Genomic DNA, 19,173 nt, shown 5'->3' with positions numbered 1-19,173 from the left:
CCAGAAGGCTTGCTCCGGCAAGCCTTTTTCTTTTTGGAAGCGAGAACTCCATGCGCATCGTCTTTGCAGGCACTCCAGAGTTTGCCGCCGAACACCTCAAGGCCCTGCTCGACAGCCCGTACGAGATCGTGGCCGTCTACACCCAGCCCGACCGCCCTGCCGGCCGTGGCCAGAAGCTCATGCCGAGCCCGGTCAAGCAGTTGGCCGTGGCCCATGACATCCCCGTGTTCCAACCGCCGACCCTGCGCAATGCCGAAGCACAGGCAGAACTGGCCGCCCTTAAGCCGGACCTGATGGTGGTGGTCGCCTACGGCCTGATCCTGCCGCAAGTGGTCCTCGACATCCCGCGCCTGGGTTGCATCAACAGCCACGCCTCCTTGTTGCCCCGCTGGCGCGGTGCGGCGCCGATCCAGCGCGCCGTGGAAGCCGGCGATGCCGAGAGCGGCGTGACGGTGATGCGCATGGAAGCTGGCCTGGATACCGGGCCGATGCTGCTCAAGGTGGTCACCCCGATCATCGCCGACGATACCGGCGGCAGCCTGCATGACCGCCTCGCCGAAATGGGCCCGCCGGCGGTCGTCCAGGCCATCGCCGGCCTGGCGGACGGTTCGCTGCAGGGTGAGGTCCAGGATGATGCCCTGGCCACCTATGCTCACAAGCTGAACAAGGACGAAGCCCGCATCGACTGGAGCCGCCCGGCCGTCGAACTGGAACGCCTGATCCGCGCCTTCAACCCTTGGCCGGTGTGCCATAGCACGCTCGATAGCGAGAGCGTGAAGGTGCTGGCTGCCAACGTGTCCACAGGTAAAGGCGCCCCGGGCGAGATCCTCTCCGCCAGCAGGGACGGCCTCGTCGTCGCCTGCGGTGACCAGGCGCTGAGCCTGACCCGCCTGCAGCTGCCTGGCGGCAAGGCACTGAACTTCAGCGACCTGTTCAACAGCCGCCGTGAGAAATTCGCCGCCGGCAAGGTACTGGGCCAATGAACCCACGCCTCGCCGCCGCCCGTGCCCTTGCCGCTGTGCTCAGCGGCAAGGCCTCGCTGAACAGCTCGCTGCCCGCACAGCTGGACAAGGTCGAAGAACGCGACCGGGGCCTGACCCAGGACCTGGCGTTCGGAACTGCCCGCTGGCAGCCACGCCTGGATCTGCTGGCCGCGCAGCTGCTGCAGAAGCCGTTCAAGGCTGCCGATGCCGATGTGCAGGCACTGCTGCTGGTCGGCCTGTACCAGCTGTTCTACACCCGTATTCCGGCCCACGCCGCCATCGGCGAGACCGTCGGCTGCGCAGACAAGCTGAAAAAGCCCTGGGCCAAAGGTCTGCTCAACGCCGTGCTGCGCCGCGCCCAGCGCGAGGGTGAGGAACTGCTCGCCGGCATGGAGCGCGACCCGGTGGTGCGCACCGCCCACCCGCGCTGGTTGCAGAAGTCGCTAAAAGCCTTCTGGCCCGAGCAGTGGGAAGCCATCTGCGCCGCCAACAATGCCCACCCGCCGATGATCCTGCGGGTCAACCGCCGCCACCACAGCCGCGACGCCTACCTGGCACTGCTGGCAGAGGCCGGCGTCGGCGCCAGCGCCTGCCAATACAGCCGTGACGGCATCGTCCTCGCCGAGGCTTGCGACGTTCGCGGCCTGCCAGGCTTCGCTGAAGGCTGGGTCAGCGTGCAGGACGAAGCCGCGCAGCTGTCCGCCGACCTGCTCGAACTGGCCCCGGGCCAACGCGTGCTCGACGCCTGCTGCGCCCCCGGCGGCAAGACCTGCCACCTGCTCGAAGCCGAACCCGGCCTGGCCCAAATGACAGCCATCGACCTCGAAGCCAAGCGCCTGACCCGGGTGCGCGAAAACCTCGACCGCCTGCAACTGAATGCCGAGCTGATCGCCTGCGATGCCCGTGACACCGCCAGCTGGTGGGACGGCAAGCCGTTCCAGCGCATCCTGCTCGATGCGCCGTGCTCCGCCACTGGCGTGATCCGCCGCCACCCGGACATCAAGCTGACCCGCCAGGCCGAGGACATTCCGGCCCTGGCCACGTTGCAAGGCGAACTGCTCGATGCCCTTTGGCCGACCCTGGAAGTGGGCGGCATGCTGCTATACGCCACCTGCTCCAGCCTGCCGACCGAGAACACCGAAGTGATCGATGCCTTCCTCGCTCGCACCCCGGGCGCCCGCGAGCTGGACCTGGCCACCGAAGCCGGCCTGCGCCAGCCCCACGGCCGCCAGCTGCTGGCCCAGGAGGGCGGCCACGACGGGTTCTACTATGCCAAGCTGATCAAGATCGCCGCCTCGCGCGGGTAAGCACAAAGGTTAGGGAGTAGCGGATGAAGATCATCATCCTCGGCGCAGGGCAGGTAGGCGGTACGCTGGCGGAACACTTGGCCAGCGAAGCCAACGACATCACCGTGGTCGATACCGATGGCGACCGCCTGCGCGACCTCGGCGACCGTCTGGACATCCGTACCGTGCAGGGTCGCGGCTCGCTGCCGACGGTGCTGCGCCAGGCCGGAGCCGACGACGCCGACATGCTGGTAGCGGTAACCAACAGCGACGAGACCAACATGGTCGCCTGCCAGGTGGCCTATTCGCTGTTCCACACTCCGACCAAGATCGCCCGGGTACGCGAGTCTTCGTACCTGACCCGTGAAGAGCTGTTCGACAACGACCATATCCCGGTCGATGTGCTGATCAGCCCGGAGCAGGTGGTGACCAACTACATCAAGCGCCTGATCGAACACCCAGGCTCGCTGCAGGTGATCGACTTTGCCGAGGGCAAGGCCCAACTGGTGGCGGTGAAGGCCTATTACGGTGGCCCGCTGGTGGGCCAGCAGCTGCGCCAGATCCGCGCGCACATGCCCAACGTCGATACCCGCGTGGCGGCGATCTTCCGCCGCGACCGGCCAATCACCCCGCGGGGCGACACGGTGATCGAAGCCGATGATGAAGTGTTCTTCATCGCCGCGAAGAAGGACATCCGCGCCGTGATGGGCGAGCTGCGCCGCATCGACGAGACCAACAAGCGCATTGTCATCGCCGGCGGCGGGCAGATCGGCGAGCGCTTGGCCGAAGCCATCGAGAGCCGCTACCAGGTGAAGATCATCGAGATGAGCGCGGCCCGCTGCCGGCACCTCTCCGATACCCTGGAAAGCACCGTGGTGCTGCAGGGCAGCGCCTCGGACAAGGACCTGATGCTCGAAGAGAACATTGCCGACGCCGACATCTTCCTGGCCCTGACCAACGACGACGAAGCCAACATCATGTCGTCGCTGCTGGCCAAGCGCCTTGGCGCGGGCAAGGTCATGACCATCATCAACAACCCGGCCTATGTCGACCTGGTGCAGGGCGGCGACATCGACATCGCCATCAGCCCGCAGCTGGCCACCATCGGAACCTTGCTGGCGCATGTGCGCCGTGGCGATATCGTCAGCGTGCACTCGTTGCGCCGCGGCGCGGCCGAGGCCATCGAGGCGGTGGCGCATGGTGATTCGAAGTCGAGCAAGGTGGTCGGCAAGGCAGTGGAAAACATTGCCTTGCCACCGGGCACCACCATCGGCGCGATCATCCGCGACGAGGAGGTGTTGATCGCCCACGACGACACGGTGATCGAGTCGGGCGACCACGTGATCCTGTTCGTTGTGGATAAAAAGCACATTCGCGATGTGGAGAAGCTGTTCCACGTCGGCTTGAGTTTCTTCTAGGAGAAGACGGCATGCGTGAATCGCTGGAGAAAATGCTGGCCAAGGGTGTGGATAACCCACTGCTGAGGTTCGGGCTGGGCAAGGCCTGGCTGGATGAGGGCAATGGTGCCGAGGCGGCGGTGCACCTAGCGCGGTGTGTGGAGCAGGATCCGAAGTACTCGGCGGCCTGGAAGCTGTTGGGGAAGGCGTATCAGCTGGTCGGTGACCTGCCGGCGGCGCGCAAGGCCTGGGAGGACGGGATCGTTGCGGCCCAGGACCATGGGGATAAGCAGGCCGAGAAAGAGATGACTGTGTTCCTGAAGAAGCTCAATAAAATTTGATATCGCTGGGGCTGCTTTGCAGCCCTTTCGCGACGCAAGGCCGCTCCTACAGTTGACCGCGATGCCCTGTAGGAGCGGCCTTGTGTCGCGAAAGGGGCACAAAGTGCCCCCAGGGTCTCAATACCAGCGCGGCTCGCCAGCCGGGCGCTTCTTGAAGCGCTTCATGCTCCACATGTACTGGCTCGGGTACTCGCGCACATAACGCTCGACCACCTTGCTCATGGCCGCCGCCGACACGTTCACGTCGGTGCTGTACATCTCTTCCGGCGCAGCTTCCAGGAACACCTTGAAGCCCGAACCGTCCGGCAGCCGCAGCGCGTGCAGGAACACCCCCACCGCCTTGCCTCCCGCCAGCATGTTCGGCACGAACTTGCTGGTCAGCGCCTGCGTGCCCAGGAACGGCACGAAAACCCCCGCCGATTCCGCCGGCTCCGGGTCGGCTGGAATACCCACCTGCCCACCGCGACGCACTTCCTTGATCACGCTGAGGATGCCTTCCTTGGTCGAAGGCGCCACGCGGTTGCCCATCTGCACCCGCTGCTCGCGCAGCAGGTCGTCCACTGCCTTGAGCTTAGGCGGGCGGTAGAAGATGATCGGTTTGCACTGGTTGCAGTAAAAGTGGTTGAGCACTTCCCAGTTGCCCAGGTGGCTGGTGATGCCAACCACACCCTTGCCCGAGGCCAGGGCCTGCTCCAGCACTTCCAGGCCGTGCACTTCCTTGACCAGATCCAGCGAACGCTGCGGCGGCCAGATCCAGGCACAGGCGCTTTCGACGAAGGATTTACCGATATCCTTCAGTGCTCGGCCAACCAGTTGCTCGCGTTCGACCGGATCCATCTCCGGGAAGCACTTGGCCAGGTTGATGCGCACGACATTGCGCGAGCCGTTGGGGACTTTCCACATCAGCCAGCCGATACCGGCGCCGACGCGCTGCACAGCGCCCCAGGGCAGCTTGGCAAACAGACGCAGCACCCCGACCATCAGGGCGCCCTTGAACTTTTCCACAGGCAATTCCTTATTTCAGCAAGGCGCGCATTGTAACCCCTCAGCGCAACAAGGCGGCGTAGCGATCGCAATCGGTGGTGTGGTCCATGACCATACCGGTGGCCTGCATGAAGGCGTAGCAGATGGTCGGGCCGACGAAGGTGAATCCAGCTTTCTGCAGGGCCTTGCTCATGGCCTTGGCTTCGTCGGTGACCGCCGGCACGTCGCCACGGCCCTGGAAGTGGTTGATCTTCGGCTCGCCGCCCACGAACGACCACAGCCACTCAACGGGGTTATCCACAGCCAACCAGGCCTGCGCGTTACGCCGGGCAGCCTTGAGCTTGAGGCGATTGCGGATGATGCCGGCGTCGAGCATCAGCTCCTCGATCCGTTCGTCGCTCATGGCTGCCAGTTTCACGGGGTCGAAGCCATGCATCACCTCGCGATAACGCTCGCGTTTGCGCAAAACGGTGATCCACGAAAGCCCCGCCTGGAACCCTTCGAGCAAAAGCATCTCGAACAGCAACGCCGGGTCACGCTGTGGCGTTCCCCATTCCTGGTCGTGGTAGGCCTGGTACAACGGATCGTCGGTACACCAAAAGCAGCGTGGCATAAGGCTCCAATGAGTAGAGGGCGAGGCGAATCAGGTTATACTCCCGCTCTTTACATCCGCATCCCCAGATACAGGTGAATTTCGTGAGCCAGCCTACGCCAGCCGTGCGTACCTTCCAAGACCTGATCCTCGCCCTGCAAAACTACTGGGCAGCTCAAGGTTGTGTGGTGCTTCAGCCCTACGATATGGAAGTAGGCGCCGGCACTTTCCACACCGCTACATTCCTGCGCGCCGTGGGTCCAGAAACCTGGAACGCCGCCTATGTGCAGCCTAGCCGTCGCCCTGCCGACGGGCGGTATGGCGAAAACCCCAACCGCCTGCAGCACTACTACCAGTTCCAGGTGGTCCTGAAGCCGAACCCGGCCAACTTCCAGGAGCTCTACCTCGGCTCGCTGAAAGCCATCGGCCTGGACCCGCTGGTCCACGACATCCGCTTCGTCGAAGACAACTGGGAGTCGCCGACCCTGGGCGCCTGGGGCCTGGGCTGGGAAATCTGGCTGAATGGCATGGAAGTCACCCAGTTCACCTACTTCCAGCAGGTGGGTGGCATCGAGTGCTACCCGGTCACCGGTGAAATCACCTACGGCCTCGAGCGCCTGGCCATGTACATCCAGGGCGTCGACTCGGTCTACGACCTGGTGTGGGCCGACGGCCCGTTCGGCAAGGTCACCTACGGCGACGTGTTCCACCAGAACGAGGTTGAGCAGTCGACCTACAACTTCGAGCACGCCAACGTCGAGAAGCTGTTCGAACTGTTCGACTTCTATGAAAGCGAAGCCAACCGCCTGATCAAGCTGGAGCTGCCGCTGCCGACTTATGAAATGGTCCTGAAGGCCTCGCACACCTTCAACCTGCTGGATGCCCGCCGCGCCATCTCGGTAACCGAGCGCCAGCGTTACATCCTGCGCGTACGTACCCTGGCCCGGGACGTGGCGCAAAGCTATCTGCAAGCCCGCGCACGCCTGGGCTTCCCGATGGCCACCCCTGAACTGCGTGACGAAGTGTTGGCGAAGCTGGAGGCTGCACAATGAGTGCTCAAGATTTCCTGGTAGAACTGGGCACCGAAGAGCTGCCACCGAAAGCCCTGGCCAGCCTTGGCGACGCCTTCCTGGCCGGCATCGAGAAGGGCCTTCAGGCCGCTGGCCTGAACTACACCGGCAAGCAGGTTTATGCAGCGCCACGCCGTTTGGCCGTGCTGATCCGCCAGCTCGACGTGCAGCAGCCTGACCGCAGCATCAACATCGACGGCCCGCCCATGCAGGCTGCCTTCAAAGACGGCGAGCCGACCCAGGCTGCCCTGGGCTTCGCCAAGAAGTGCGGCGTGGAGCTGGCCGAAATCGACCAGAGCGGCGCCAAGCTGCGCTTCTCCCAGCACATCCCGGGCAAGGCCACCGCCAGCCTGCTGCCGACCATCGTCGAGGATTCACTCAACGACCTGCCGATCCCCAAGCGCATGCGCTGGGCCGCCAGCCGTGAAGAATTCGTGCGCCCGACCCAGTGGCTGGTGATGCTGCTCGGCGACCTGGTGGTCGATTGCACCATCCTGTCGCAGGAGGCCGGCCGTGAATCCCGTGGCCACCGCTTCCACCACCCGGAGAATGTGGTCATCACCACCCCGGCCAACTATGTCGAAGACCTGCGCAAGGCCTACGTGCTGGCCGACTTCGCCGAGCGTCGCGAGCTGATCAGCAAGCGCACCGCCGAGCTGGCCATGCAGCAGGAAGGCAGCGCCATCGTGCCACCGGCGCTGCTGGACGAAGTGACTGCCCTGGTCGAATGGCCGGTGCCGCTGGTGTGCTCGTTCGAGGAGCGCTTCCTCGAAGTACCACAGGAAGCCCTGATCACCACCATGCAGGACAACCAGAAGTACTTCTGCCTGCTGGACAGCGAAGGCAAGCTGCTGCCGCGCTTCATCACCGTGGCCAACGTCGAGAGCCGTGACCCCAAGCAGATCGTGCAGGGTAACGAGAAGGTCGTGCGCCCGCGCCTGACCGACGCCGAGTTCTTCTTCAAGCAGGACAAGAAGCAGCCGCTGGAAACCTTCAACGAGCGCCTGAAGAACGTGGTGTTCCAGGCCCAGCTGGGCACTGTCTACGACAAGGCCGAACGCGTTTCCAAGCTGGCAGCCTTCATCGCTCCGCTGATCGGCGGCGACGCCCAGCGTGCCGGGCGTGCCGGCCTGCTGTCGAAATGCGACCTGGCTACCGAGATGGTCGGCGAATTCCCTGAAATGCAGGGTGTTGCCGGCTACTACTACGCGCTCAACGACGGTGAGCCGGAAGACGTTGCCCTGGCCCTGAACGAGCAGTACATGCCGCGCGGTGCTGGCGCCGAGCTGCCGCAGACCCTCACCGGTGCTGCCGTGGCCATCGCTGACAAGCTCGACACCCTGGTCGGCATCTTCGGCATCGGCATGCTGCCCACCGGCAGCAAAGATCCGTATGCCCTGCGTCGTGCCGCCCTGGGCGTGCTGCGCATCCTGATCGAGAAGCAGCTGGACCTGGACCTGAGCGCTGCGGTCGAGTTCGCGGTCAAGCAGTTCGGTGCCAAGGTCAAGGCCGCAGGCCTGGGCGAGCAGGTGCTGGAGTTCATCTTCGATCGCCTGCGCGCTCGCTACGAGGACGAAGGCATCGACGTTGCCACCTACCTGTCGGTACGTGCCCTGAAGCCGGCTTCTGCCCTGGACTTCGACCAGCGCGTGCAGGCCGTGCAGGCCTTCCGCAAGCTGCCGGAAGCCGAAGCTCTGGCCGCGGTGAACAAGCGCGTGTCGAACCTGCTGAGCAAGGCCGAAGGCGCTATCGCCGACCAGGTCGAGCCAAAGTACTTCGATAACGCCAACGAGTTCTCCCTGTACTCGGCCATCCAGCAGGCCGACCAGGCCGTGCAACCGATGGCAGCCGCCCGTCAGTACAGCGAATCGCTGGCCCGCCTGGCGGCCCTGCGTGACCCGGTCGACGCCTTCTTCGAGGCGGTGATGGTCAACGCCGAAGACGCCAAGGTCCGTGCCAACCGTTATGCCCTGCTCAGCCGCCTGCGCGGCCTGTTCCTGGGCGTGGCCGACATTTCGCTGCTGGGGTAAGCCTTGAAACTGCTGATTCTCGATCGTGACGGGGTGATCAATTTTGACTCCGACGCCTACATCAAGACGCTGGAAGAGTGGATCCCGATCCCTGGCTCGGTCGAGGCCATCGCGCAGTTGAGCAAGGCGGGCTGGACGGTGGCAGTTGCCACCAACCAGTCCGGCATCGCCCGTGGCTATTACTCGCTGACAACCCTCGAGGCCATGCACGCGCGCCTGCGCGCGCTGGTGGCCGAGCAGGGCGGCGAGGTAGGCCACATCGTGTATTGCCCCCACGGGCCGGACGAAGGCTGCGATTGCCGCAAGCCCAAGCCTGGCATGCTGCGGGCGATCGCCGAGCATTACCAGGTGGGCCTTGAAGGCATCTGGTTCGTCGGCGACAGCAAAGGTGACCTGGAGGCCGCCCTGGCCGTCGGTGCACAACCCGTGTTGGTGAAAACCGGCAAGGGGGAGCGGACCCTGGAAAAAGGCGTCCCGGAAACTACACTGATTTTCGACGATCTGGCAGCCATCGCCAGAGAAATTATTTAAACAACAATGCGCCCTCGGGCGCATTTTTCCCAGGCGGGCACGCCCCGCAACGGTACTTGCCACTATGTCGATCCTGCAGGCGATCAGAATCTTTCTTTTTTACCTGCTGCTGGGCACCAGTTCGCTGCTGTGGTGCTCGCTGAGCTTCTTCGTCGCGCCGTTCTTGTCGTTCCCCAAACGCTACAAGTTCATCAACGTGTACTGGTGCCGTTGCGCACTGTTCCTGGTGCGCACCATCCTCGGTATCAACTACAAGGTCACCGGTGCCGAGAACGTGCCAGATGAACCCTGCGTGATCCTGTCCAACCACCAGAGCACCTGGGAAACTTTCTTCCTTTCCCAGTACTTCTCGCCGCTGAGCCAGGTGCTCAAGCGCGAGCTGCTGTATGTGCCGTTCTTTGGGTGGGCCATGGCCATGCTGAGGCCGATCGCGATCAACCGCGACAACCCCAAGGAAGCCCTGCGCCAAGTGGCCAGCAAGGGTGACGAGTTGCTCAAGCAGAAAACCTGGGTGCTGATTTTCCCGGAAGGTACCCGTGTGCCGTTCGGTACCGTGGGCAAATTCTCCCGGGGCGGTACCGCGCTGGCCGTGAACGCCGGGTTGCCAGTGCTGCCGATTGCCCACAACGCTGGCAAGTTCTGGCCCAAGACGGGCTGGGGCAAGCGCTCGGGCACCATCGAGGTAGTGATCGGCAAGCCGATGTACGCCGAAGGCAGCGGGCCACGGGCCATTGCCGAACTCAACGACCGTGCTGCAGCGTGGAACGAAGCGACCCAGCGGGCCATGGGCTCGCTGCCGCCAGTGGACGAAAAACCGCAGGAGCAGATGGCCTGACGATCTGTGGATAACTTGTGAACAGTTTTTTCGTAAAGCGCCTGAATATGAAGCTAAGTATATGAATTAGCTATTTATTTCTCGCTGTGACATTTTTCTGAAAAACGTGCATAAGTTTTTTCGAGGCATAAGAAAACCGGCTTTTACAGCCGGTTTTTTTATGGCGAGGTGATAGCGTCAGACTTTGTCGATATCCACGTCCTTGGTTTCTTTCAGGCAGAAGATCCCCACCACCAGGCTGATGCCGGTCACCAGCACCGGGTACCATAGCCCGTAGAAGATATCCCCGGTATACACCACCAGCGCGAACGACACCGTTGGCAGGAAGCCGCCGAACCAGCCGTTGCCGATGTGGTAGGGCAGCGACATCGAGGTGTAGCGGATGCGGGTCGGGAACAGCTCGACCATCACCGCCGCCAGCGGCCCATAGGTCATGGTTGCGATCAGGATCATTGCCACGATCAGCACCACTACCATCACCTGGTTGACCTGCCCCGGGTCTGCCTTGGCCGGGTAACCCGCCTGATCGATCGCCGTGCGCATGGCTGCTTCATCGAAGCCATTGATGGTCTTGTCGCCAATGTTCACCACCACATCACTGCCTGCCACGTTCACCGAGCTGTACGGCAGGCCCTGCTTGACCAGAAAAGTCTTGACCTTGTCGCACGGGCTGTCGAAACGCGCCTTGCCAACCGGGTCGAACTGGAAGGTACAGCCCTGCGGGTCTGCGGTGACCACGATCGGCGCCTGACGGCTGGCCGCGTCGATCTGCGGGTTGGCGTAATGGCTCAGGGCCTTGAACATCGGGAAGTACAGCACGGTGGCCAGCAGCAGGCCGAGCATCAGGATCGGCTTGCGCCCAATGCGATCGGACAGCCACCCAAAGAACACGAAGAACGGCGCACCGATAACCACGCTGATGATCAGCAAGGTGTTGGCCTGGGCCGGGTCCATCTTGAGCATCTGGGTCATGAAAAACAGCACATAGAACTGCGCCGTGTAGAAGGTCACGGCTTGACCGGCATTGATACTGAACAGCGCGGTGAGCACGACCTTCAGGTTGGGCCAGGAGGTAAACGACTCGCGGATTGGCGACTTGCTGACCTTGCCCTGGGCCTTCATTTTCACGAAGGCCGGCGACTCGTGCATGCTCATGCGGATCCAGGTGGAGATCGCCAACAGGATGATCGACAGCAGGAACGGCAGGCGCCAGCCCCAGGTTTCGAACTGATCACCACTGATGTAGCGGCTGCCTAGTACCACCAGCAATGACAGCAGCAGGCCCAGGGTAGCAGTGGACTGAATGAAACCGGTGTGGAAGCCACGCTTGCCGGGTGGCGCGTGCTCGGCCACGTAGGTGGCAGCACCACCGTATTCACCGCCCAGTGCCAGCCCCTGGAGCATGCGCAGGATCACAAGGATGATCGGTGCCGCGATACCGATACTGGCGTAGGTAGGCAGCAGGCCGACAGCGAACGTCGACAAGCCCATCAGCACGATGGTCACAAGGAAGGTGTACTTGCGCCCGATCATGTCGCCCAGGCGGCCGAACACCAACGCTCCGAACGGCCGCACCAGGAAGCCGGCGGCAAAGGCCATGAGGGCGAAGATGAAGGCCGTGGTGTCATTCACCCCGGCGAAGAACTGCTTGCTGATGACGGCAGCCAGCGCCCCATAGAGAAAAAAGTCATACCACTCGAACACCGTCCCGAGGGATGACGCGAAAATGATCTTGCGTTCTTCACGACGGCTGGAGGTACTCGCCGTCGCACCCTGCTCTTGGATGTAATCCGACATCGTTGCTGTCCTCGGCCCGCAGGCCACAGTGATTATTCTTGTTGTTCCACTGTCGGCAGCTTGTGACCGCGAGCTGCCGGTGTTGCACGCTCCCGGGTCAGGGGGTCGGTACTGCGTCTTCGTTCAGGTAGGTCTGGGTAGCCGCTCCTTTGAGGATCAGTTGCGCCGCCTTCTCGGCGATCATCAGGGTGGGGGAACAGGTATTTCCGGAGGTGATCTGCGGCATGATCGAGGCATCGGCGACACGCAAGCCAGGGACGCCGTGCACGCGCAGCTGGTTATCCACAACGTCCAGCTCACCGTTGCCCATGCGGCAGGTGCCGACCGGGTGGAAGATGGTGGTGCCGATCTTGCCGGCCGCGTCGAACAGTTCTTCCTCGGTTTGCAGGGACGGGCCTGGCAGATATTCCTGAGGATCGAAAGCGGCGAGGGCAGGGGCCTGGACGATGCGCCGGGTCATGCGGATGGCATCGGCGGCAACGCGCAGGTCCTGAGGGTCACTCAAGTAGTTGGGATCGATCAGCGGTGTGCTGTTCATGTTCGCGCTGCGGATATCGATGCGCCCACGGCTGGCCGGGCGCAGATTGCACACTGAGGCGGTGAAGGCCGGAAACTGGTGCAGCGGTTCGCCGAAGCGCTCCAGTGACAGCGGCTGCACGTGGTACTGCAGGTTGGCCGTGGCCTGCTCCGGGCTCGACCGGACGAAGGCACCCAGCTGGCTCGGCGCCATGGCCAGCGGGCCCCTGCGGTCGTAGAGATAGCGCAGGCCCATGCCCAGCTTGCCCCACAGGCTGTTGGCCATCTGGTTGAGCGTGCGGGTGTTGCGGATCTGATAGATCAGCCGCAGTTGCAGATGATCCTGCAGGTTGCCGCCGACGCCTGGCATGTCGTGACGCACACCGATACCCAGGCTTTCGAGCAGCTTGCGCGGGCCGATGCCGGAACGCTGGAGAATGCCGGGCGACCCCACGGCGCCCGCACAGAGGATGATCTCGCGATGTGCAGCAAACTCGTGCCAGGCACCTTGCCACTGCGCCTTGACCGCACGGGCACGGGTATTGTTCAACAGCACCTGGTCAACCTCCACGCCGGTGAGCACGGTGAGATTGGGGCGGTCCTTGATCGGCCGCAGAAAGGCCTTGGAAGCGTTCCAGCGCACACCGCTGCGCTGATTGACCTGAAAGTATCCACAGCCCTGATTGTCGCCAGTATTGAAGTCGTCGACCTTGCCGATGCCACTTTGCTCCGCGGCGTCACGGAAGGCATCGAGAATCGGCCAGCTGTAGCGCTGGCGCTCGACCCGCCATTCACCCTCACTGCCATGGTGTTCGCTGGCGCCAGCAAAGTGGTTCTCGCTGGCCTTGAACAACGGCAGCACATCCTTCCAGGCCCAGCCCTCGTTGCCTTGCTCGGCCCAATTGTCGTAATCGGCGGCCTGGCCACGCATGTAGATCATGCCGTTGATGGACGAACAACCACCGAGCACCTTGCCCCGTGGATATCCCAAGGTGCGACCGAGCAGGCCGGGCTGTGCCTCGGTCTTGAAGCACCAGTCGGTGCGAGGGTTGCCGATGCAGTAGAGGTAACCGACGGGAATGTGAATCCAGGGATAGTTATCGCGGCCACCGGCTTCGAGCAGCAGGACGCGGCTGGAAGGGTCGGCGGACAAACGATTGGCCAGCAGGCAGCCGGCGGGACCAGCGCCTACGACCACGTAGTCGAAGACAGAATCGGCTGATGGCATGTGCAACCTCGCGCCTGATTATTATTCTTGTCCCGATCCATCTTAGTGAGTAATTTCGCCAAGGAAACACGAGATTTCACGCAGCCGTTGTGCGTTTTAGCACAGCCCTAAGGATCAACATGTTCGACTGGAACGATCTGCGGTTTTTCCTCGAGTTGCAGCGCAGCGGCCGCCTGCTAACGGCAGCCAAGCGCCTCAATACCACCCACAGCACGGTCGCCAGGCATATCGAAAGCATCGAGAAGAGCCTGGGCACGCCACTGTTCGTGCAGCACGCCCAGGGCTATGAACTGACCCCGTCGGGCCAGGCGCTGCTCAAACACGCCGAAGCCATGGAGAACGTTGCCCTGCTGGCGCAGGAAGAAATCACCCAGGCCATCACCCCGCTGGGCAAGATTCGCCTGGGCGTCACCGAAGGCATCGGTATCATGTTCTTCACCCCGCGCATGAGCGAGCTGTTCGCCCGCTATCCGGGGCTGGAAGTGGAACTGGTGGCGGTACCGCGCTTCGTCAGCATCCTCAACCGCGAGGCGGAGATCAGCATTCATCTGGAGCGGCCCAACGCCGACCTGCTGATCACCCGCAAGCTCACCGACTACCGCCTGGCGCTTTATGCCAGCCAGGAGTACCTCGACCGGGCGCCCCCTCTGCGCAACCGCGAAGACCTGGCCCGGCACAGCTGGATCGGCTACGTCGATGACCTGCTGTTCAGCCAGGAGCTGCTTTTTCTCAACAGCTTCTGCCGCGCGCCGAACGTGGCCTTCCGCAGCACCAGTGTGATCGCCCAGCAAACCGCCGCACGCGCAGGGCTGGGAATCGCCGTGCTGCCCAACTACATGGCTCGCCACGACCCGACGCTAGTGCGCGTGCTGCCCAGCGAGACCATCCAGCGCAGCTACTGGATCTGTACCCGCCGCGAGTTGCACAAGTCGGTGCGCCTGCGGGTGGTGTGGGACTACCTGCTGGCGCTGTGCGCGGCGGAACAGGACGAGCTGCTAGCCGAATAGCGCCTTGCCGGCCAGCAGCACGGCCGCCAGCCAACCGGCAACAGCGAACATCTGCTGCAGGCGAGGCCCGGCGATCTTTGCCGCCAGTGGTCGGGCCAGTAACAGGCCGATCACCGCACCGATGGCAAAGGGTGCGGCGATCCGCCAGTGCATCACCCCGGCCAGGCTGGCGCTGACCACGCTCCCCGTGGAAACCAGCGCGATGACGGCCAGGGAGGTCGAGACGATGCTCTTCATGCGCAGGTTGGTGTAGCGGTTCAAGGCGGGGATGATCACAAAGCCGCCGCCGACCCCCAGCAGGCCGGAGAGCAAGCCGGACATGGCGCCGGTAAACGCCAGGGCGCGCGCGCAAGGTAACGTCCAACGCAAGCGCCCCTGCAATGGGTTCAGCACGCAGGGCTCGATGTAGCGATGGGCTTCGCTGCCTTCGCCGCGCAGCTCTTTGGCCGCCTTGCGCCAGATGCGCAGGCAGGCGTAGATCAGCACGGCAGCGAACACCAGCGCCAAGGGCGTATTGGGCAAGCGGTGGGCCAGCATCAGGCCGAACGGCGCCGCCGCAATGCCGATCAAGGCGATGAAGAGGGCAGCGCGATAACGCACCAGCCCTTCACGCAAGCCGAGTACCGCCCCCACCGCCGCAGCAAGCCCCACGGCGAGCAGCCCGATGGGGGCCGCTTCGACCATAGACAGGCCCAACCCGAACACCAGCAGTGGCACCGCCAGGATGCCACCACCAGCGCCGGTCAGCGCCAGCACTGCACCGATGATCGCGCCCAGTCCAGCGCCCAACAGTTGGTGTTCGATCACTGTGCGACCTCGGTTTCCAGCGGTCGCGGGCGCGCCAGCCACTCACGGCCTTTGAGCATCCCTTGCCAGTACAACGGCGGCAGCACCCGTGCCTTGAGCAGCCAGGCCAGGCGTGTCGGCTGGCGCCCATCGAGCAGCCAGCGAGGGAAGCTCGGTGCGACCTTGCCGCCATAGGTGAACTCGGCCAGGACGATCTTGCCGCGCTCGACGGTCAGTGGGCAGGAACCATAGCCGTCGTATTGGGCCAGGGTAGGGAGGCGGCCCAGCGCTACAAGCACATTGTTGGCGACCACTGGCGCCTGCTTGCGCGCAGCCGCAGCAGTCTTGGCATTGCTGGTGTTGGCCACATCGCCCAGGGCGTGGACGTTTCCGAATTGACGGTGGCGCAAGGTATGCGGGTCGACGTCGACCCAGCCGGCTGCATCGGCCAAGGGGCTCTGGCGGATGAAGTCCGGGGCAACCTGCGGCGGCACCACGTGCAGCATGTCGAAGGCTTCGGTACGGGTTTCACTACTGCCGTCGGGCAGCGTACGAACGAAGGTGGCACGCTGGTTGGGCCCGTCTACGGCCACCAGGCGATGGCTGTAATTGAGGTTCACGCCGTACTTGTCGATGTAGGCCATCAAGGCTGGCACATAATCGGGAACGCCGAACAGCACGGTACCGGCATTGAAGAAACTGGCTTTCACATCACCCAGCCGGCCACTGCGCAGCCAATGGTCACAGGACAGGTACAGTGCCTTTTGCGGCGCGCCAGCGCACTTGATCGGCATCGGCGGCTGGGTGAACAGGGCACGCCCTTGCTTGAGCTTTTGCACCAACTCCCAAGTGTAAGGTGCGAGGTCATAGCGGTAGTTGGAGGTGACACCGTTGCGGCCAAGGGTTTCGCTGAGCCCGTCGATTGCGTCCCAGTCGAGCTTGAGGCCGGGGCAGACTACCAACTGTTCATAACTGATGGCGCGGCCTCCCTCCAGAGTGACCAGTTGGGCAGATGGGTCGAAGCCCTGGACGCGCGCCTTGATCCAGCGTACGCCACGCGTGATGGCCGAGGCCATGGTGCGGGCGGTGCTCGGCGCACTGAAGACGCCGGCGCCGACCATGGTCCAGCCTGGCTGATAGTAGTGCACGTCGGCAGGGTCGATCAGGGCGATGTCCAGTGACGGGTCACGGGCGATCAGGCTGGAAGCAGTGGCGATACCGGCGGCACCGGCACCGACGATGACCACCTTGTGGTGGTCGGCATTGGCAGGCATGGCAGTCAATCCTGGAATTTCTGGTAATGGGGCAAGGCGGTCAAAGCTTGTTTAGCGGGATCTTCAGGTAGCTCACGCCGTTTTCTTCAGGCTCGGGGAGCTGGCCGCTGCGCATGTTCACCTGCACCGATGGCAGGATAAGCACGGGCATGTCGAGGGTCTTGTCGCGGGCTTCGCGCATGGCCACGAAGCTTTCCTCGTCGATACCTTGGTGGATGTGGACATTGCTGACGCGCTGCTCGGCAACCGTGGTGACGTACTGCATCTCGCGCCCGCCTGGCAGGTAGTCGTGGCACATGAACAATTGGGTCTGGTCGGGGAATGCCAGCAATCGGCGGATCGAGCGGTATAGCGTCCGCGCATCAGCGCCGGGGAAGTCGCAGCGAGCGGTGCCGTAATCAGGCATGAACAAGGTATCGCCGACGAACACCGCCGTCTCGCCAGCATCCACAACCATGTAGCTGATGCAGGCCGGCGTATGACCGGGGGTATGCAGGGCACGAGCATGCAAGTTGCCGATGCTGAAGCCTTCCTCGTCTTCGAACAGCACATCGAACTGGCTGCCATCGCGCGCGAAGCCAGGCTCGGCGTTGAACAGAGTGCCGAAGACTTTCTGCACCTGAGTAATGTGCGCACCGATGGCGGTATGGCCGCCGAGCTTGCCCTTCAGATAAGCCGCCGCCGAGAGGTGGTCGGCGTGCACGTGGGTTTCCAGCACCCACTGCACCTTGGCGTTCAGTTCAGCCACGCGCTCGATCAGGCGATCCGCCGAAGCAGTGCTGGTGCGCCCGGACTTGGGGTCGTAGTCCAGCACGCTGTCGATCAATGCGCACTGAAGGGTTTCACGATCCATCACCAGGTAGCTGATGGTCGAGGTCGCCTTGTCATAGAAGGCGTCCACGTGAAGGTTGTTGCCGATGATCATCACGTTCTCCAAATTTTCTGCCTCGCCTTGTACAGGCGTAGGCAGTGGATGGAGATTTATCAAGATGCATGCCAGGCACTTTCAGACACGAGGAGCAGCAAAACCGGCACCAAATTTAAGTAAATGCCGAAAGTGGCAGCGCTAATGGCAGTCGACTGACAGCCAATGGCAGTGTTTGGCAGTCCTTGTTACCCTGCGCCAGGTTATCCAATCGGTGTCGACATGCCTGAATCTCAACCACTCATACTAGCTCTGGTTTCCTACCTTGAGCACGATGCCCTGCCTACCATTGTGCTGGACACCGACTACAACATCCTCGCGGCCAACGCGGCTTATCGCCGGCAGTTCGGTCGACACGAGCAGGCCCCTCTGGGTGAGAAGTGCCATCGTGTGTCGCATCACTACGCAGTCCCCTGTGACCAGGCCGGTGAGCACTGCCCGATGCGCAAGGCGTGGGACAGCAAAGTGCCGGAGCGTGTGCTGCACATTCATCACACACCGCGAGGCCCTGAGCATGTGGATGTCGAGCTGCGGCCGATCCTAGATGAGCAGGGCAGGGTGGTGGCCTTCGTCGAGCGCCTTACCAGTATCACCCTGGCCTCCGCGCAACCTCAAGAACAAGGGTTGGTCGGGCGAGCACCTGCTTTCAAGAGCGCGTTAGCCAGCCTTCAACGTGCAGCACCCGCACAAATCCCTGTACTGCTTCAGGGCGAGTCGGGTACCGGCAAGGAGCTTTTCGCCCGCGCTATTCACATCGGCAGCCCACGGGCTAATGGGCCGCTGGTCGTCGTCGACTGCACTGGCCTGACCGAGTCGCTGTTCGAGAGCGAGCTGTTCGGCTACGAGAAAGGCGCTTTCACCGGCGCCAACCAGCGCAAGATCGGTTTGGCTGAAGCAGCTCATGGTGGCACGTTGTTCCTCGATGAAATCGGCGAGGTGCCTTTGGCAATGCAGGTCAAACTGCTGCGCCTGATCGAATCCGGTAGCTTCCGCCCGGTTGGTAGCCTGCGTACCGTGCATTCGGATTTCCGCCTGGTATCGGCAACCCATAAACCGCTGAAGACGATGGTGGCAGAGGGTACTTTCCGTGAAGATCTGTATTACCGCATCAGTGGCTTCCCGATACGCCTGCCGGCTTTGCGCGAGCGTGTGGAGGATTTGCCATTGCTGGCCGAGAGCCTGCTTCAGCGCATGGCAGGCAAACCGACACCCAGTCTGACCGAGGAAGCGCTGAAGCAACTCACGCTGCATGCCTTCCCCGGGAACATTCGCGAGTTGCGCAACATCCTGGAAAGGGCTCGGCTGTTTGCCGATGACGGGCTGATCCGGCCTGAGCATCTGCCGGAAGATGTTGGGCCACAAAAGCCATCCGGCGTGAGCAGAGGACGAAACGACCTCGGTGATCTCGCGCAAGCACTGGAGCAGTTTCAAGGGTCACGCAGCGAGCTGGCTCGCCACCTTGGCCTGAGTGAGCGAACGTTGTATCGCCGCTTGAAAGCGTTGGGTTTGTAGTAGCCCACCAACCTTTACCTGACCTTTACCTCTGCCCTTACATTATGTGGAAAAGTCTGTGGTCTGATCAGTTAACCGC

17 protein-coding genes are annotated in these 19,173 nt (G+C 62.9%); 10 read left to right on the top strand and 7 right to left on the bottom strand.

What is annotated here, in order from left to right:
* Positions 1-50 precede the first annotated feature (50 nt).
* From fmt to ACLEJU_RS08975, 4 genes are read left to right on the top strand one after another with little or no spacing between them, the layout of a single operon-like run.
* Positions 51-983, top strand: a complete 933-nt coding sequence (gene fmt / locus ACLEJU_RS08990) for a methionyl-tRNA formyltransferase (protein ID WP_435421877.1) — start codon at positions 51-53, stop codon at positions 981-983.
* Positions 980-2,290 (top strand): 16S rRNA (cytosine(967)-C(5))-methyltransferase RsmB, encoded by a 1,311-nt coding sequence (gene rsmB, locus ACLEJU_RS08985; protein WP_435421876.1) that lies wholly within the window; start codon positions 980-982, stop codon positions 2,288-2,290. The genes fmt and rsmB overlap by 4 nt, the downstream gene beginning before the upstream one ends.
* A gap of 23 nt (positions 2,291-2,313) precedes the next feature.
* Positions 2,314-3,687, top strand: coding sequence for a Trk system potassium transporter TrkA (gene trkA / locus ACLEJU_RS08980; RefSeq protein ID WP_435421875.1), 1,374 nt, complete (start codon positions 2,314-2,316; stop codon positions 3,685-3,687).
* A gap of 11 nt (positions 3,688-3,698) precedes the next feature.
* Positions 3,699-4,007 (top strand): tetratricopeptide repeat protein, encoded by a 309-nt coding sequence (locus ACLEJU_RS08975; RefSeq protein ID WP_435421874.1) that lies wholly within the window; start codon positions 3,699-3,701, stop codon positions 4,005-4,007.
* A gap of 117 nt (positions 4,008-4,124) precedes the next feature.
* Here the strand turns inward: ACLEJU_RS08975 and ACLEJU_RS08970 are convergent, their stop codons facing one another.
* The gene (locus tag ACLEJU_RS08970) at positions 4,125-5,012 is read right to left on the bottom strand and encodes a lysophospholipid acyltransferase (protein WP_079230248.1); all 888 of its coding nucleotides are present in this window, start codon (positions 5,010-5,012) and stop codon (positions 4,125-4,127) included.
* 40 nt (positions 5,013-5,052) lie between these two features.
* Complete coding sequence (locus ACLEJU_RS08965; protein WP_435421873.1) at positions 5,053-5,604, bottom strand: DNA-3-methyladenine glycosylase I; 552 nt, start codon at positions 5,602-5,604, stop codon at positions 5,053-5,055.
* 83 nt (positions 5,605-5,687) lie between these two features.
* Between ACLEJU_RS08965 and glyQ the strand changes: the two genes are divergently transcribed.
* From glyQ to ACLEJU_RS08945, 4 genes are all read left to right on the top strand, one after another.
* Positions 5,688-6,635 carry a glycine--tRNA ligase subunit alpha gene (gene glyQ / locus ACLEJU_RS08960; protein ID WP_027592054.1) on the top strand — a complete coding sequence of 316 codons (948 nt, stop codon included), beginning with the start codon at positions 5,688-5,690 and terminating at the stop codon, positions 6,633-6,635.
* Complete coding sequence (gene glyS / locus ACLEJU_RS08955) at positions 6,632-8,683, top strand: glycine--tRNA ligase subunit beta (protein WP_435421872.1); 2,052 nt, start codon at positions 6,632-6,634, stop codon at positions 8,681-8,683. Before glyQ ends, glyS begins: the two co-directional genes overlap by 4 nt.
* A gap of 3 nt (positions 8,684-8,686) precedes the next feature.
* The gene (gene gmhB, locus ACLEJU_RS08950; RefSeq protein ID WP_435421871.1) at positions 8,687-9,214 is read left to right on the top strand and encodes a D-glycero-beta-D-manno-heptose 1,7-bisphosphate 7-phosphatase; all 528 of its coding nucleotides are present in this window, start codon (positions 8,687-8,689) and stop codon (positions 9,212-9,214) included.
* A 64-nt stretch (positions 9,215-9,278) separates the two neighbouring features.
* Entirely contained in the window at positions 9,279-10,049 is a 771-nt protein-coding gene (locus ACLEJU_RS08945; protein ID WP_159412680.1) for a lysophospholipid acyltransferase family protein, read from the top strand.
* 177 nt (positions 10,050-10,226) lie between these two features.
* On the opposite strand, the gene ACLEJU_RS08940 is transcribed toward ACLEJU_RS08945, so the two are convergent.
* Complete coding sequence (locus tag ACLEJU_RS08940; protein WP_435421870.1) at positions 10,227-11,846, bottom strand: MFS transporter; 1,620 nt, start codon at positions 11,844-11,846, stop codon at positions 10,227-10,229.
* Between the two features lie 97 nt (positions 11,847-11,943).
* Positions 11,944-13,590, bottom strand: coding sequence for a GMC family oxidoreductase (locus tag ACLEJU_RS08935; protein ID WP_435421869.1), 1,647 nt, complete (start codon positions 13,588-13,590; stop codon positions 11,944-11,946).
* A 119-nt stretch (positions 13,591-13,709) separates the two neighbouring features.
* Between ACLEJU_RS08935 and ACLEJU_RS08930 the strand changes: the two genes are divergently transcribed.
* Positions 13,710-14,597 (top strand): LysR family transcriptional regulator, encoded by an 888-nt coding sequence (locus ACLEJU_RS08930; protein ID WP_435421868.1) that lies wholly within the window; start codon positions 13,710-13,712, stop codon positions 14,595-14,597.
* On the opposite strand, the gene ACLEJU_RS08925 is transcribed toward ACLEJU_RS08930, so the two are convergent.
* The 3 genes from ACLEJU_RS08925 to ACLEJU_RS08915 are packed head-to-tail and all read right to left on the bottom strand — an operon-like array spanning position 14,586 to position 17,582.
* Positions 14,586-15,404, bottom strand: a complete 819-nt coding sequence (locus ACLEJU_RS08925) for a sulfite exporter TauE/SafE family protein (RefSeq protein ID WP_435421867.1) — start codon at positions 15,402-15,404, stop codon at positions 14,586-14,588. The genes ACLEJU_RS08930 and ACLEJU_RS08925 overlap by 12 nt on opposite strands.
* A complete protein-coding gene (locus ACLEJU_RS08920; protein ID WP_435421866.1) occupies positions 15,401-16,657 on the bottom strand; it encodes an NAD(P)/FAD-dependent oxidoreductase in 1,257 nt (418 codons plus the stop codon). The genes ACLEJU_RS08925 and ACLEJU_RS08920 overlap by 4 nt, the downstream gene beginning before the upstream one ends.
* A gap of 40 nt (positions 16,658-16,697) precedes the next feature.
* On the bottom strand, positions 16,698-17,582 hold the full coding sequence (locus tag ACLEJU_RS08915; RefSeq protein WP_435421865.1) for an MBL fold metallo-hydrolase: 885 nt from the start codon (positions 17,580-17,582) through the stop codon (positions 16,698-16,700).
* A 222-nt stretch (positions 17,583-17,804) separates the two neighbouring features.
* Here ACLEJU_RS08915 and ACLEJU_RS08910 point away from each other — a divergent pair, with 222 nt between their 5' ends.
* Positions 17,805-19,094: a sigma-54 interaction domain-containing protein gene (locus ACLEJU_RS08910; protein ID WP_435421864.1), complete on the top strand. Its 1,290-nt coding sequence runs from the start codon at positions 17,805-17,807 to the stop codon at positions 19,092-19,094.
* Positions 19,095-19,173 lie beyond the last annotated feature (79 nt).

Source organism: Pseudomonas sp. SMN11 (assembly GCF_052041945.1).
Lineage (GTDB): Bacteria > Pseudomonadota > Gammaproteobacteria > Pseudomonadales > Pseudomonadaceae > Aquipseudomonas.
The sequence above is the reverse complement of the archived record's forward strand: the minus strand, read 5'-3'. Positions and strand labels throughout refer to the sequence as shown.

Bases quoted from the DNA above. Each gene is read 5' to 3' on its own strand.
- trkA (WP_435421875.1), top strand. From the start codon at position 2,314: ATGAAGATCATCATCCTCGGCGCAGGGCAGGTAGGCGGTACGCTGGCG.
- ACLEJU_RS08945 (WP_159412680.1), top strand. From the start codon at position 9,279: ATGTCGATCCTGCAGGCGATCAGAATCTTTCTTTTTTACCTGCTGCTG.
- ACLEJU_RS08975 (WP_435421874.1), top strand. From the start codon at position 3,699: ATGCGTGAATCGCTGGAGAAAATGCTGGCCAAGGGTGTGGATAACCCA.
- fmt (WP_435421877.1), top strand. From the start codon at position 51: ATGCGCATCGTCTTTGCAGGCACTCCAGAGTTTGCCGCCGAACACCTC.
- ACLEJU_RS08910 (WP_435421864.1), top strand. From the start codon at position 17,805: ATGCCTGAATCTCAACCACTCATACTAGCTCTGGTTTCCTACCTTGAG.
- ACLEJU_RS08940 (WP_435421870.1), bottom strand. From the start codon at position 11,846: ATGTCGGATTACATCCAAGAGCAGGGTGCGACGGCGAGTACCTCCAGC.
- ACLEJU_RS08920 (WP_435421866.1), bottom strand. From the start codon at position 16,657: ATGCCTGCCAATGCCGACCACCACAAGGTGGTCATCGTCGGTGCCGGT.
- rsmB (WP_435421876.1), top strand. From the start codon at position 980: ATGAACCCACGCCTCGCCGCCGCCCGTGCCCTTGCCGCTGTGCTCAGC.
- ACLEJU_RS08930 (WP_435421868.1), top strand. From the start codon at position 13,710: ATGTTCGACTGGAACGATCTGCGGTTTTTCCTCGAGTTGCAGCGCAGC.
- ACLEJU_RS08915 (WP_435421865.1), bottom strand. From the start codon at position 17,582: ATGATCATCGGCAACAACCTTCACGTGGACGCCTTCTATGACAAGGCG.
- glyS (WP_435421872.1), top strand. From the start codon at position 6,632: ATGAGTGCTCAAGATTTCCTGGTAGAACTGGGCACCGAAGAGCTGCCA.
- ACLEJU_RS08965 (WP_435421873.1), bottom strand. From the start codon at position 5,604: ATGCCACGCTGCTTTTGGTGTACCGACGATCCGTTGTACCAGGCCTAC.
- ACLEJU_RS08935 (WP_435421869.1), bottom strand. From the start codon at position 13,590: ATGCCATCAGCCGATTCTGTCTTCGACTACGTGGTCGTAGGCGCTGGT.